15 protein-coding genes are annotated in these 13,448 nt (G+C 71.4%); 14 read left to right on the top strand and 1 reads right to left on the bottom strand.

Annotation, left to right across the window (positions count from 1 at the left end; all coding sequences use genetic code 11):
• The first annotated feature begins 40 nt into the window (after positions 1–40).
• The 3 genes from ABD212_RS05420 to ABD212_RS05410 are packed head-to-tail and all read left to right on the top strand — an operon-like array spanning position 41 to position 4,312.
• Entirely contained in the window at positions 41–2,014 is a 1,974-nt protein-coding gene (locus tag ABD212_RS05420; RefSeq protein ID WP_344091989.1) for a primosomal protein N' family DNA-binding protein, read from the top strand.
• A gap of 7 nt (positions 2,015–2,021) precedes the next feature.
• Positions 2,022–2,945, top strand: a complete 924-nt coding sequence (gene fmt, locus ABD212_RS05415; RefSeq protein ID WP_344091987.1) for a methionyl-tRNA formyltransferase — start codon at positions 2,022–2,024, stop codon at positions 2,943–2,945.
• Positions 2,942–4,312 (top strand): RsmB/NOP family class I SAM-dependent RNA methyltransferase, encoded by a 1,371-nt coding sequence (locus ABD212_RS05410; RefSeq protein ID WP_344091984.1) that lies wholly within the window; start codon positions 2,942–2,944, stop codon positions 4,310–4,312. The genes fmt and ABD212_RS05410 overlap by 4 nt, the downstream gene beginning before the upstream one ends.
• A 7-nt stretch (positions 4,313–4,319) precedes the next feature.
• Here the strand turns inward: ABD212_RS05410 and glsA are convergent, their stop codons facing one another.
• On the bottom strand, positions 4,320–5,492 hold the full coding sequence (glsA, locus tag ABD212_RS05405; protein ID WP_344091982.1) for a glutaminase A: 1,173 nt from the start codon (positions 5,490–5,492) through the stop codon (positions 4,320–4,322).
• Positions 5,493–5,512: 20 nt separating this feature from the next.
• Between glsA and rpe the strand changes: the two genes are divergently transcribed.
• From rpe to lgt, 11 genes are all read left to right on the top strand, one after another.
• A complete protein-coding gene (gene rpe, locus ABD212_RS05400) occupies positions 5,513–6,205 on the top strand; it encodes a ribulose-phosphate 3-epimerase (RefSeq protein ID WP_344091980.1) in 693 nt (230 codons plus the stop codon).
• 78 nt (positions 6,206–6,283) lie between these two features.
• The gene (locus ABD212_RS05395; RefSeq protein ID WP_344091978.1) at positions 6,284–6,547 is read left to right on the top strand and encodes a phosphoribosyl-ATP diphosphatase; all 264 of its coding nucleotides are present in this window, start codon (positions 6,284–6,286) and stop codon (positions 6,545–6,547) included.
• A 40-nt stretch (positions 6,548–6,587) separates the two neighbouring features.
• Entirely contained in the window at positions 6,588–7,427 is an 840-nt protein-coding gene (gene hisG, locus ABD212_RS05390) for an ATP phosphoribosyltransferase (RefSeq protein WP_344091976.1), read from the top strand.
• A complete protein-coding gene (gene hisF / locus ABD212_RS05385; RefSeq protein WP_344091974.1) occupies positions 7,427–8,200 on the top strand; it encodes an imidazole glycerol phosphate synthase subunit HisF in 774 nt (257 codons plus the stop codon). Before hisG ends, hisF begins: the two co-directional genes overlap by 1 nt.
• Positions 8,197–8,562: a phosphoribosyl-AMP cyclohydrolase gene (hisI, locus tag ABD212_RS05380; RefSeq protein ID WP_344091972.1), complete on the top strand. Its 366-nt coding sequence runs from the start codon at positions 8,197–8,199 to the stop codon at positions 8,560–8,562. The genes hisF and hisI overlap by 4 nt, the downstream gene beginning before the upstream one ends.
• A complete protein-coding gene (locus ABD212_RS05375; RefSeq protein ID WP_344091969.1) occupies positions 8,562–9,170 on the top strand; it encodes a Trp biosynthesis-associated membrane protein in 609 nt (202 codons plus the stop codon). Before hisI ends, ABD212_RS05375 begins: the two co-directional genes overlap by 1 nt.
• Before the next feature lie 31 nt (positions 9,171–9,201).
• Complete coding sequence (locus ABD212_RS05370) at positions 9,202–9,432, top strand: DUF6704 family protein (RefSeq protein WP_344091967.1); 231 nt, start codon at positions 9,202–9,204, stop codon at positions 9,430–9,432.
• Positions 9,433–9,467: 35 nt separating this feature from the next.
• Positions 9,468–10,271: an indole-3-glycerol phosphate synthase TrpC gene (trpC, locus tag ABD212_RS05365; RefSeq protein WP_344092463.1), complete on the top strand. Its 804-nt coding sequence runs from the start codon at positions 9,468–9,470 to the stop codon at positions 10,269–10,271.
• Positions 10,268–11,557 (top strand): tryptophan synthase subunit beta, encoded by a 1,290-nt coding sequence (gene trpB, locus ABD212_RS05360; RefSeq protein ID WP_344091965.1) that lies wholly within the window; start codon positions 10,268–10,270, stop codon positions 11,555–11,557. Before trpC ends, trpB begins: the two co-directional genes overlap by 4 nt.
• Entirely contained in the window at positions 11,554–12,339 is a 786-nt protein-coding gene (gene trpA, locus ABD212_RS05355; protein WP_344091963.1) for a tryptophan synthase subunit alpha, read from the top strand. The genes trpB and trpA overlap by 4 nt, the downstream gene beginning before the upstream one ends.
• Positions 12,340–12,406: 67 nt before the next feature.
• A complete protein-coding gene (gene lgt / locus ABD212_RS05350; protein WP_344091961.1) occupies positions 12,407–13,429 on the top strand; it encodes a prolipoprotein diacylglyceryl transferase in 1,023 nt (340 codons plus the stop codon).
• The last annotated feature ends 19 nt before the right edge of the window (positions 13,430–13,448 follow it).

Raw genomic sequence — 13,448 nt, 5'->3', positions numbered from 1 at the left:
GGCTGCCTCTGCGCGGGGGTGTGAGCGGCCGAGGTCCGAGATGACCTCACCGCGGGTCGCGCGCGTGCTGATCGACTCGCCGCTCCCGCAGCTCGACCGTCTCTTCGACTACGCCATCCCCGATGCTTTCGTCGAGGCGGCGCAGCCGGGCGTGAGAGTCAAGGTGCCGCTGCGCAGCGCAGGCCGCATGATCGAGGGCTACATCGTGGAGGTGGGCGATCCGGATGCCTCGGATCGGCCGCTCTCGGAGCTCGACTCGGTCGTCTCACCGGTGCCGGTGCTGCCGCCCGGGCTGCACACGCTGGCGCGGCGCGCGGCCGATCGCGCCGCCGGGTCGGCGAGCGACATCCTGCGGCTCGCGATACCGAAGCGCATGGTGCGCGCTGAGAGGGCGTGGCTCGCGGCCCCGCCGCCCGTCGCGCCGGATGTGCCGGCGGACGCGCGCTCATGGGCGACGGCTGTGCTCGCCAGCTATCCGGGGCTCGGCGACGGGATCGCCCGCGGCCGGCGGCTGGTCATCGACGCGCCGCCATCGACCACACCGCTTCCAGACGCCACGACGGTCGGGATGTGGGCGGTCGTCCTCGCCGCCGCAGCCGTCCAGACGCTGGCCGCCGGGCGGTCCGCGATTCTCGTGGTGCCCGATCACCGCGACCTGGGGCAGGTCGAGGCGGCGCTCGCGGGCCGGGTGCCCGCCGACGCCGTGATCCGCGACGACTCCCGGCAGAGCTCGCCGGTGCGGTACGCCGCTTTCCTGCGGACGCTCTCGCCCGCGCCGTGCATCGTGATCGGCAACCGGTCCGCCGTGTACGCGCCCGTGCACCGGCTGGGACTCGTCGCGATCTGGGACGACGGCGATCCGCTCCTCGCCGAACCGCTCAGCCCCGGAGTCCACGCGCGCGACGTCGCGCTGCTGCGTCAGGAGCTCGACGGCATGGCGCTGCTGTTCGCCGGACACACCCGCACCACCGACGTCGAGCGACTGGTCGGCGTCGGCTGGGTGCGCGAGGTGGCCGCCGCCCGGCGCGCGAGCCCCAAGGTCGTGCTCAGCGCGACCCGCGAAGGGGAGTCCCGGGGCGCCCGCGTGCCGTCCGCCGCGTTCGCGGCCGCGCGCGACGCGCTCGCGAACGGACCGGTGCTGGTGCAGGTGGCGCGGCCCGGATACGCCCCCGTTCTGGTGTGCGCAGAATGCCGGCATCCCGCCCGCTGCCCGCACTGCGGCGGCCCGCTCCGCGCCCCGCGGCCGGGCGCGGTCCCGGAGTGCGCCTGGTGCGGACGGACGGCGCCCGGATGGGTGTGCCCCGACTGCGGGTCGAACCGCCTGCGGATGGCGTCGGCCGGCAGCGAGCGCACCGCGGAGGAGCTCGGCCGCGCCTTCCCGGGCACGCGTGTCATCGTGGCGGACGGCAAGCACCCGATCACCGAGGTCGACGGCCGCCCTGCGCTGGTCGTCGCCACCCGCGGGGCCGAGCCGGTCGCCGCAGGCGGGTACCGCGCGGTGATCCTGCTGGATGCCGACCGGATGCTGCTCGCCGACGATCTCCGGATCGGAGAGTCGTGCCTCCGGTGGTGGTCCAACGCCGCCGCGCTCGCCGCCGCCGGAGCACCGGTGCACCTCGTGGGCGTGGCAGGACCCGTCGCGCGCGCGCTCGCCACCTGGACGCAGCCGGCCTACGCCCGGGCCGAGCTGGCCGACCGCACCCCGCTGCGGATGCCGCCGACCGTGCGCGTTGCGGCGCTCGAGGGTGACGCCCGAAGCGTTTCGAGCGCGGTCGCCGCGCTTCGCGAGGCCGTGCCGGCGCTCGACGAAGACGCGGTGCTCGGGCCCCTCGACCGCGAGGGCGCCGTCCGAGCGCTCGTCAGGTTCGACTTCGCCTCGGGTGCGAAGGTCACCGACACCCTGCGCGCGTCGGTGATCAGCCAGGCGCTCAAGGCGCGTCGGGCCAAGGGACGACCCGCCGGGCCGCGCAATACACTCAGAGTCCGGGTCGATCTCCCCGACCTCGATCTGTGAGGAACACATGCGCCTCGTCTTCGCCGGCACGCCCGCACCCGCCGTGCCGTCGCTGCGACGACTCGCGGCCTCGGTCCATGACATCGCCGCCGTGGTGACCCGGCGCGACGCGCCGCTCGGTCGCAAGCGCGTGATGACGCCGTCGCCGGTTTCGACAGCGGCGAGCGAACTCGGCCTCGACACGATCCGCACGGACCGGCTGGATACCGAGACCTCCGAGCGGATCGCGGGGCTCGCGCCCGACCTCGGGGTGATCGTCGCCTACGGCGGCCTCGTGCGCGAGCCGCTGCTCTCCGGCCCCCGGTACGGCTGGATCAACCTCCACTTCTCGCTGCTGCCCCGATGGCGGGGGGCCGCACCGGTCCAGCACGCGCTGATCGCGGGGGATGCCGAGACCGGCGCCAGCGTCTTCCGGCTCGTCCCCGAGCTCGACGCCGGCGACGTCTACGGCGAGATCGTCCATCGGCCGGCATCCGGCGCTACCGCGGGCGAGGTCCTCGCGGCGCTCGCCGACGAGGGGGCGACGCTGCTCGCACACGTCGTGGATGAGATCGCCGCGGGAACAGCCGTCGCCCGGCCGCAGCAGGGCGAACCGACCTACGCCGCCAAGCTCGGTGACGACGACGGACGGATCCGCTGGGATGAGCCTGCCGAGGCCGTGCTCGGCCGCATCCGGGGCGTCACCCCTGAACCCGGAGCCCACACCACGGTGGACGGCACACGTCTCAAGGTGCTTGGCGTGCGGGGTGTGGGCGACGACGGGCCCCGGCTCCCTCCCGGGGCGATCGCCGTGCGTGATCGCATCGTCGTCGTGGGCACCGCGACCCTGCCGATCGCACTCGACCGCGTGCAGCCCGCCGGGAGGCCCGCCATGTCAGCGGGGGACTGGCTTCGGGGCCTTCGCACCGACACGCCGGTGGCGGGGTCATGAGCGGCGCCCGCGACTCGCGGCGCGTCGCGTACGAGACGCTCCGGGCCGTGCACGAGTCCGACGCGTACGCGAATCTCCTGCTGCCGAGATCCATCGAACGAGCCGGCCTCGACACCGCGGACGCCGGACTCGCGACCGAGCTCACCTACGGCACCCTCCGCCGCCAGGGCACGTACGACGCGATCATCGCCATCGCCGCAGAACGCCCCGCGGCCGAGATCGACCCGGCGGTGCTCGACGCCCTGCGCCTCGGGGTGCATCAGCTGCTCTCCACCCGCGTCGCCTCGCACGCCGCCGTCAACGAGTCGGTCGAGCTCGCCCGTGCCGCCGTGGGGCGCGGGCCAGCCGGGTTCGTCAACGCCGTGCTCCGCCGTGTCTCGCGAGACAACCCCGGCGAGTGGATGACGCGTGTCGCCGAAGGGGCGCGATCCGGCGACGAGCGGCTCGGACTGGTCTTCTCGCACCCCGTGTGGGTAGTGCGCGCGTTCCGGCGAGCGCTGGCCGCCGAGGGCCGCGCCGACGAGCTCGAGGCGCTCCTCATGGCCGACAACGCGGCGCCTCGTGTCACCATGGCGGCGCTGCCCGGCCTCGCCGAGATCCCCGAGGATGCCCGGCGCACGCCGTTCTCGCCCCTGGGGTTCCGTGTCGGCGGCGGCGACCCGGATGCCACGATCCGCGCGTCGGGTGGTCGTCTGCGGGTGCAGGACGAAGGATCGCAGCTCGCCGCGCTCGCACTGAGTCGCGCGACGCCGATCCGCGACGGTGAGCGCTGGCTCGATCTGTGCGCCGGCCCGGGCGGCAAGACGGCGGTGCTCGCCGCCGAGGCGCTGGCCCACGGCGCCAGGCTGGAGGCCAACGAGATCTCGCCCGCCCGCGCGGGGCTCGTGCGCCAGGCGCTGGAGGCGGTTCCCCTCGAGGTGCCGGTGTCGGAGCAGGACGGCCGGATGCGCGCCGACGAGGCACCCGGCACTTATGACCGCATCCTCGTCGACGCGCCGTGCACCGGGCTCGGTGCGCTGCGCCGACGCCCGGAGGCCCGCTGGCGCAAGTCCCCGGCGGACCTGCCCGAGCTCACGCAGCTGCAGGGTGAGCTGCTGACGGCGGCGATCGGCGCCCTCAGACCGGGCGGGATCGTCGCCTACATCACGTGCTCACCCCATCTCGGCGAGACCGCGGGCGTCGTCGCGGAGGTCCGCCGAGAGTGGGGCGAGGCGGTCGAGGCGATCGATGCGCGAGCCGTCATCGCTGCCGTCGCCGACGCCGAGCTCGATCTGCCGGCGCAGACCGACGGCTCGGACCGCGCACAGCTCTGGCCGCACCGCCACAACACCGACGCGATGTCGATCTCGCTGCTGCGGCGGGTGTGACAGGCGGCTACTCGATGATGCGGACGTCGCCCGGGATGGCGTCGATTTCCGTCTTCAGGGCGGCAAGGGCCGCGGGATGCGCGCGACCGACTTCCCGGGCATCCACCCGGATGACGGCGCCGGGCGGAACCACGAGCGCGACATCCCGCAGCACCGCCAGCACCCGCTCGGCGGCGGCGAAACCGAGCTCGCCGCTCAGCCGGATGGTACGGCCCTCATCGGTGTCGACGACGTCGACGATGGGCTGCGAGATGCTCTCATGCGGCTCGAGGAGATGCATCCCCATGCGGTCCGACAGGGCCGTGACGATCGCCTGCCCGCGCACGCTGTTGCCGTGCCGGTCGAGCCGCGGACTGTATGCCGCCACGCCGAACTGCGATGGGGCCACCGCGAGCACTCCGCCGCTCACCCCGCTCTTGGCGGGAAGCCCCACCCGCAGCAGCCATTCGCCCGAGAAGTCGTACATCCCGCAGCTGGACATGATCGAGAGCACGTCCCGGGCCACGCGCTCCTCGACGACGCGTTCGTGCGTGAGCGGATTCAGTCCGCCGAATGCGAGAGTGCCGGCCATGACCGCCAGGTCTCGCACGGTGACCGCGATCGAGCACTGACGGAAGTACGTCTCGAGAGCGACGTCCACCGGGGCGTCCACGATCCCGTAGGAGCGCATGAGGTGTCCGAGCGCGCGATTGCGGTCGCCGGTCGTGGACTCCGACCGGTAGACCGACTCGTCGATGTGCAGCGATCGACCCGCGAACGCGGACAGCGTCCGGACGATGCGCTCGGTGCGGTCATCGACACCCCCGCCTTCGACGAGGCCGGTCGTCGCGATCGCGCCGGCGTTCACCATGGGGTTCGCGGGCTTCCCGGTTCCCTCCTCGAGGCTTATCGCGTTGAACGGCTCGCCGCTGGGCTCGGTGCCGACACGCTCCATGACGGCATCCAGCCCGATCCTCGAGAGCACGTGGGCGAGGACGAACGGCTTCGAGATCGACTGGATCGTGAACTCGACGTCGTCGTCGCCGACCGACCGGACGTGTCCGCGCGGCCCGACGACCGCGAAGCCGAGGCGATCCGGCTCGACCGCGGCGAGCTCGGGGATGTACGAGGCGGGACTGCCGCTGTTGTCGTCCCGGACGATATCGAGCACGCCCTGCATCAGGGCGATGATGGGATCCACGGCTCGACCATAATGGACCCGTGCCCCTCCGCGACGAGAACGGCCGCACGGGCGGCATCCGGATCAATCCGAGCATCCTGGCCGCAGACTTCGCCAACATTCAGACCGAGCTGTCGCGCATCGCCGCTTCGGACTTCGTCCACGTCGACGTGATGGACAATCATTTCGTCCCGAACCTGACGTTCGGTCCGCAGATGGTCGAGCGCATCCAGGCGACGAGTCCCGTTCCGCTCGACGTGCACCTGATGATCGACGACCCGGATCAGTGGGCGCCCGCGTACGCCGAGCTCGGCGCAGCCTCGGTGACGTTCCACCTCGAGGCGGCCACCGAGCCGATCGCACTGGCCCGGCGGCTGCGTGCGATGGGCGCCCGTGCCGGGATCGCCGTCAAGCCTGCGACGGCCGTGGAGACGCTCTTCGGGATGCTCGACGAGGTCGATCAGGTTCTCGTGATGACGGTCGAGCCCGGCTTCGGAGGGCAGTCGTTCATGCCCGAGATGATGCCCAAGCTCCGCCGACTCGCCGATGAGGCCCGTCGCCGAGGGTCGGCCGTCTGGCTTCAGGTGGACGGCGGCATCGGCGAGTCGACCATCGCCCAGGCCGCCGAGGCCGGCGCCGACACGTTCGTCGCGGGATCCGCGGTCTTCGGGGCAGGCGACCCCGACAACGCGATCGCCGGACTGCGGATGACGGCCGCCCGCCACTCCCACTGACCTCGGCGTGCGCCCCGGCACTCGTCCTGACCCACCCTTCGCGGGTCGGAGGGTCCGCTCGTTGGATAACCTGGCTGTGTGAAGACGTTCGACGCGCTGTACGCCGAGCTCGCCGCCAAGGCGGCTGAGCGCCCCGAGGGCTCGGGGACGGTCGCGCAGCTCGACGCCGGAGTCCACGCGATCGGCAAGAAGATCGTGGAGGAGGCCGCCGAGGTCTGGATGGCCGCGGAATACGAGTCGACGGATGCCGCGGCCGAGGAGATCTCGCAGCTGCTGTATCACCTGCAGGTGCTGATGCTCGCGAAAGGCCTCTCCCTCGAAGACGTCTATCGACATCTCTGAGCGCGCGCCCGACATCCGCCACGACCCGAAAGCGCCACCCATGCTGCGAATCGCCGTGCCCAACAAGGGATCGCTCGCCGAGACCGCCTCCGAGATGCTGAGCGAGGCGGGCTACACCGGCCGTCGCGATCCCAAGGACCTCCATGTCATCGACCCGCAGAACGAGGTCGAGTTCTTCTACCTGCGCCCCAAGGACATCGCCACCTACGTCGGATCCGGCGCGCTGGACGTCGGGATCACGGGTCGCGACCTGCTCTTCGACGCACGGATGCCGGCGCGCGAGATCGAGCCGCTGGGATTCGGCGACTCGACGTTCCGGTTCGCGGGTCCTCCCGGCCGGTTCACCACGATCGAGGACCTCGAGGGATGCCGCGTCGCCACCGCCTATCCCGGACTCGTGGACGGCTTCCTCGACAAGCGCGGCGTGGCGGTCGACCTGGTGCCGCTGGACGGCGCGGTCGAGTCCGCGGTGCGCCTGGGCGTGGCGGATGCCGTCGCCGACGTGGTCTCGACCGGCACGACGCTGAAGCAGGCGGGGCTCGAGATCTTCGGCCCCGTGCTCCTCGAGTCCGAAGCGGTGCTGATCGCGGGTCCCGAGGAGGTCGAGGGCACCGAGACCCTGCTGCGGCGCCTCCGGGGCGTGATGGTCGCGCAGCGGTATGTCCTCATCGACTACGACCTCCCGGCCGCCCTCATCGAGCAGGCCGTCGCCGTGGCTCCCGGCATCGAGTCGCCGACGATCTCGCCCCTTCGCGACCCGGAATGGGTCGCCGTGCGCGTCATGAGCCCGCGCAAGGGCGTCAACCAGGTCATGGATGCCCTCTACGCGATCGGCGCTCGGGCGATCCTCGTGACCGCGATCCACGCAGCGAGGCTGTGATGAGCCTCGTCTGCCGCGTCATCCCGTGCCTCGACGTCGCCGAGGGGCGCGTCGTCAAGGGCGTCAACTTCGACAACCTCCGCGACATGGGCGACCCCGTCGAACTCGCGCGGGAGTACTTCGCGCAGGGGGCTGACGAGTTGACGTTCCTCGATGTCACCGCGACCGTCGACGAGCGCTCGACCACGTACGACGTCGTGCGGCGCACGGCGGAGCAGGTCTTCATACCGCTCACCGTCGGCGGCGGCGTCCGCAGCACCGACGACGTAGCGCGGCTGCTGTCTGTCGGCGCCGACAAGATCGGGGTCAACTCCGCCGCGATCGCACGGCCCGATCTGGTGGACGAGATCGCGGATCGCTTCGGAGCCCAGGTGCTCGTGCTCTCGCTCGACGTCAAGCGGTCGCCCGCGACCGAGTCGGGATTCGTCGTGACCACCCACGGCGGCCGCACCGAGACGGCCCTCGACGCGCTGCTGTGGGCACGCGAGGCCATCGAGCGCGGCGCGGGCGAGCTGCTCGTCAACTCGATCGACGCCGATGGCACCCGCGAGGGCTTCGACCTCGAACTCGTCTCGCTGATGCGCGAGGTGTCGAGCGTGCCGGTGATCGCCTCCGGCGGTGCGGGCAGGGCCGAGGACTTCGGTCCCGCGATCGCCGCCGGAGCCGATGCTGTGCTCGCGGCATCCGTCTTCCATTCGGGCCAGCTCACCGTCGGCGCGGTCAAGGCGGCGATGGCCGCGCAGGGCATCGCGGTGCGGGAGGTGGCGACGTGACCGAATCGATCGACGAGCGCATCGCGCGTGTCTCGTTCAACGGCGACGGACTGGTCGCGGCGATCGTCCAGCAGTGGGACACGCACGAGGTCCTCATGCTCGGGTGGATGGATGCCGAGGCCCTCCGGCGCACGCTCACCGAGGGTCGCGTCACGTTCTGGTCGCGCTCGCGTCACGAGTACTGGCGCAAGGGCGACACGTCGGGCAACATCCAGCTGGTGCGCGGCGCACGACTCGACTGCGACGGCGACGCGGTCCTCGTGATGGTGGAGCAGGTCGGACCTGCGTGTCACACCGGCACACGGACCTGCTTCGACGCCGACGACCTCGAGCCGGTGCGGGGCCCGGAGGCGCCGGCGTGATGCGACGCGCACGCATGATCGCGGTGATGTCCACGCTCGTGATCGGCGCGGTCGGGGTCGTCTCGTCGACCCAGACCTGGCTCGTCGTCACCCTGGGCGGGGCGGCCGTGCACACGATCACGGTGTCCGGGGCCGCGGCGATCCCGGTCCTCGCACCGCTGAGTCTCGCGGTGCTCGCGCTCGGCGCGGTCCTCGCCATCGCAGGGCTCGTCCTGCGGTACCTGTTCGGTGCGCTCACGGTCGTGATCGCCGCGATCCTCGCCTGGCTGACCGCCACTGTCGCGTTCACCCACCCCACCTCCGCGATCGCCGGAGCCGTCACCGCAGCGACCGGCATCACGGGTGCGGATGCCGTGGCCGCCCTCGTCGGGCGGGTCTATGCCACCGCGTGGCCGCTCGTCGCGCTGGCCGGATGGATCCTGCTGTTCGCGGCGGGTGCGCTCACCCTCGCGACCGCGCACCGCTGGCGGGGGAGCGGCCGGCGGTACCGCACCGACGCACCGAACCCGGTCGCGGCCACCGCCCCGTCATCCCGGCCCCATGACGCGATCGACTCGTGGGATGACCTCTCGCGTGGCGAGGATCCGACCGCCCGACCGCTAGACTGACCACGCCCCCGCGCGCACCTGGAGAAGACTCATGAGCAACCCCATCGCCGACCCTGGTCACGGACACTCGCCGGCCGCCTGGACAGCCGTCATCATCATGCTCGTCGGGATCGCGATCGGCACATTCTTCTTCTTCCTCGACATGCCCATCGTGGTATGGATCGCGGCGGCCATCGTCGTCATCGGAGCGCTCGTCGGCTGGGGCATGTCCAAGGCCGGCTACGGCGCGAACGGGTCGAAGTACATCGCGAAAGAGCATTGAGCACTCGTGGCGAGCCGGCGACGGTGAGTCCGAGCATGCTCGCGGACCTCACGACCGGGGCGGTCGAGGATGCCGAGACCCGCGCCTCGCTGCGGCCGCTCGCGGCCGTCGAGGAGGCGGCGCGCGCCCAGACTCCCGCTCTCGACGCCCTGACCGCGCTGGCGCCGAGCGACCGCGTGAAGATCATCGCGGAGGTCAAGCGCGCGAGCCCCTCGCGCGGCGACCTCGCCGCGATCCCCGACCCGGCCCATCAGGCGCGCCTCTACGAGCAGGGCGGTGCGGCCGTCATCTCGGTGCTCACCGAGGGCCGCCGATTCAAGGGCAGCCTCGAGGATCTCACCGCCGTGAGAGCCGCGGTCGGCGTTCCCGTGCTCCGCAAGGACTTCATCGCGACCGAGTACCAGGTCTTCGAGGCGCGTGCCGGCGGTGCGGACCTCGTCCTGCTGATCGTCGCAGCCCTCGAGCAGGATCGCCTGGCGCACCTGCACGCCCTCATCGTCGAGCTGGGCATGACCCCGCTCGTCGAGACCCACTCGGTCGAAGAGGTCGACCGCGCCGCGGCGGTGGGGGCACGCCTCATCGGTGTGAACGCCCGTGATCTGTCCACCTTCGACCTCGACCGCGACCTGTTCGGCCGCCTCGCCGAGCGGATCCCTGCCGGTGCCGTGAAGGTCGCCGAGTCGGCGGTCCTCGTGCCGGACGACGTCGCGCGCTACCGTGCGGCAGGAGCCGACGCCGTCCTCGTGGGGGAGGCCCTCGTCACGAGCGATCCGATCACCACGCTGGCAGCATTCCTCAAAGCCGGCGCACGCGTCGCACAGCCGGGGGAGTCGAAGTGAGTCTGCGCGCGGCATCCGGTCCCTTCTTCGGCGAATTCGGCGGACGATACATGCCGGAGTCGCTCATCGCCGCCATCGACGAGCTCACTGCGGAGTACGAGTCGGCGAAGGCCGACCCCGCGTTCCAGGCGGAGTTCACCCGGCTGCTGCACTCGTATGCCGGCCGCCCGTCGCCGATCACCGAAGTCGCACGCTTCGCCGAGCACGCCGGTGGCGCCCGGGTCTTCCTCAAGCGCGAGGACCTCAACCACACCGGCTCGCACAAGATCAACAACGTGCTCGGCCAGGCTCTGCTCACGCAGCGGCTCGGCAAGACGCGCGTGATCGCCGAGACCGGGGCCGGCCAGCACGGCGTCGCGACGGCGACGGCCGCGGCGCTGTTCGGGTTCGAGTGCACCATCTACATGGGCGAGGTCGACACCGAGCGGCAGGCGCTCAACGTCGCGCGCATGCGACTTCTCGGCGCCGAGGTGATTCCCGTCACGACCGGCTCCCGCACCCTCAAGGACGCCATCAACGACGCCTACCGCGACTGGGTCGCAAGCGTCGAGACGACCAATTACATCTTCGGCACGGCGGCCGGACCCCATCCGTTCCCCGCGATGGTGCGCGACTTCCAGAAGGTGATCAGCGAAGAGGCGCGCGCGCAGCTGCTGGAGGAGGCGGGAAGGCTCCCGGATGCCGTGATCGCGTGCGTCGGCGGAGGATCCAATGCGATCGGCATGTTCGACGCGTTCCTCGACGACGAGGGCGTGAAGCTCTACGGCGTCGAGGCCGCGGGCGACGGCGTCGACACACCTCGCCACGCGGCATCCATCGAGCGCGGCCGACCCGGAGTCCTGCACGGCGCGAGGACGTACGTGCTGCAGGACGAGGACGGGCAGACGATCGAGTCGCACTCGATCTCGGCGGGACTGGACTATCCGGGCGTGGGCCCCGAGCACTCGTGGCTCGCCTCGATCGGCCGTGCGGAGTACATCCCGGCGACCGACGACGAGGCCATGCAGGCGCTGCGTCTGCTCTCCGAGACCGAAGGGATCATCCCGGCCATCGAGTCGGCGCACGCACTGGCCGGTGCGCTGCGGATCGGCCGGGAGCTCGGCCCCGACGCCATCCTCGCGGTCTGCCTCTCGGGCCGCGGCGACAAGGACATGGACACCGCAGCGCGCTACTTCGACCTCTACGACAAGGCCCACGCGGCGGCGGTCGCAGGGCCCGACGCAGCGTCGCCCGTCCAGCGGCCGCCCGCCGATGAGGCGGCCAAGGGAGAGGGCCCGAAGCTATGACGTCGCGCGTCGCCGCGGCGATCGACGCCGCGAACGCCGCCGGCCGGGGCGCCTTCGTGGGCTATCTGCCGCTCGGGTTCCCCGACCTGCAGACGAGCATCGACGCCGCCGTCGCGCTCGCCGAAGCCGGCGCCGACATCCTCGAACTCGGCCCGCCGTACTCGGACCCGGTCATGGACGGCACCATCATCCAGCAGGCGACGCAGGCGGCCCTCGCGGGAGGTTTCCGGTTGCGCGACACGTTCACCGCGGTGCGCGAGATCTCCGGTCGCGTCGATGTCCCCGTGCTCGTCATGACCTACTGGAATCCGGTGCTGCAGTACGGTGTCGACCGCTACGCGGACGACCTGCTCGCCGCCGGGGGAGCAGGGCTCATCACTCCTGACATCACGCCCGACGCCGCGCAGGAGTGGATCGACGCCAGCAGGCGCACCAGCCTCGACCGCATCTTCCTGGCCGCGCCGACCTCGACTGACGAGCGGCTCGACCTCATCGTCCGCGAATCCACCGGCTTCGTGTACACCGTGTCGACCATGGGCATCACCGGCGAGCGCGCGCAGCTGGATGCCGCGGCCCGCACGCTCGTCGGCCGCCTGCGTGCACATGGCGTCGAGCACGCGTGCGTCGGCATCGGCATCTCGAACGCCGAGCAGGTGGCGGGCGTCCTCGAATACGCCGACGGCGCGATCGTCGGAACCGCGCTGGTGCGCGCGCTGCGCGACGGCGGCGTGGACGGTCTCCGCCAGGCCGCGAGCGCGCTGGCCGCGGGCACGACGTCTTAGCCGCGACAATTAGACTGCAGACGTCGGCTCGCCGCCGGCATCCCCACGAGCAAGGACACGATCGCCCATGATCAACGCCGCCGTGAGCGTCGTCACCAGCATCCCGAGCCCGTCGATCAGCTACTTCGACATCGGGCCGCTGCGCATCCACATCTACGCGCTGTGCATCATCGCCGGGATCATCGTCGCCACCCTGATCACCAACAGCCGCCTCACCAAGCGCGGTGCGGAGCCGTGGGTCGTCATAGACATCGCCCTGATCGCGGTGCCGCTCGCGATCATCACGGCGCGGATCTACCACGTGCTCACCCACTGGGACTTCTACTTCGGCGCGGGGAAGAACCCGCTCTCGGCGCTGTTCATCTGGGAGGGCGGCATCGCGATCTACGGCGCCCTCATCGGCGGCGCGATCGGCGCCTGGCTCGGATGCAAGTGGACCGGCATCCGATTCTGGACATTCGCCGACGCCCTCGCACCAGGACTCCTGCTCGCGCAGGCGATCGGACGCTTCGGCAACTACTTCAACCAGGAGCTCTTCGGTCTGCCGACCGACCTGCCGTGGGGCCTCGAGATCGACAGCACCAACCCCGCATTCCCGCCCGGCCTCGAGCCCGGCACGCTGTTCCACCCGACCTTCCTCTACGAGGTGATCTGGAACAGCCTCGGTGTGCTCTTCCTCCTCTGGGTCGGCCGCCGGTTCCGGCTGCAGTGGGGCCGTGTGTTCGCGCTGTACCTCGTCTGGTACAGCGCCGGCCGGATCGTGTGGGAGTCGATCCGCATCGACCCGAGCGACATCTTCCTGGGCCTGCGCACCAACGTGTGGGCGGCGATCCTCGGCGTGATCCTCGGCATCGTCATCTTCTTCGTCCAGAAACGGCGTCACCCGGGATTCGAACCCTCGCCCTACGTGCCCGGCCGCGAGTGGAAACGGGAAGGGGAGCGCGCCAGCAAACCGGGGGTCTGGGGCGGAGCCCCAGCGGGGACTGTACAATCGCAGGACACCGACGACTTCGTCGACGTCAGCGAACCCCCGACGTCCGAAGTCGACGGAGACACCGCCACAAGCGCAGCCCTGAGCAGTACTCAATAAGCAGAGTCGCCACGAAGTA

Source organism: Microbacterium deminutum, assembly GCF_039530205.1.
In the GTDB taxonomy this organism is placed as follows: Bacteria; Actinomycetota; Actinomycetes; order Actinomycetales; family Microbacteriaceae; genus Microbacterium; species Microbacterium deminutum.
This window is presented reverse-complemented; position numbering and strand designations above follow the sequence as displayed.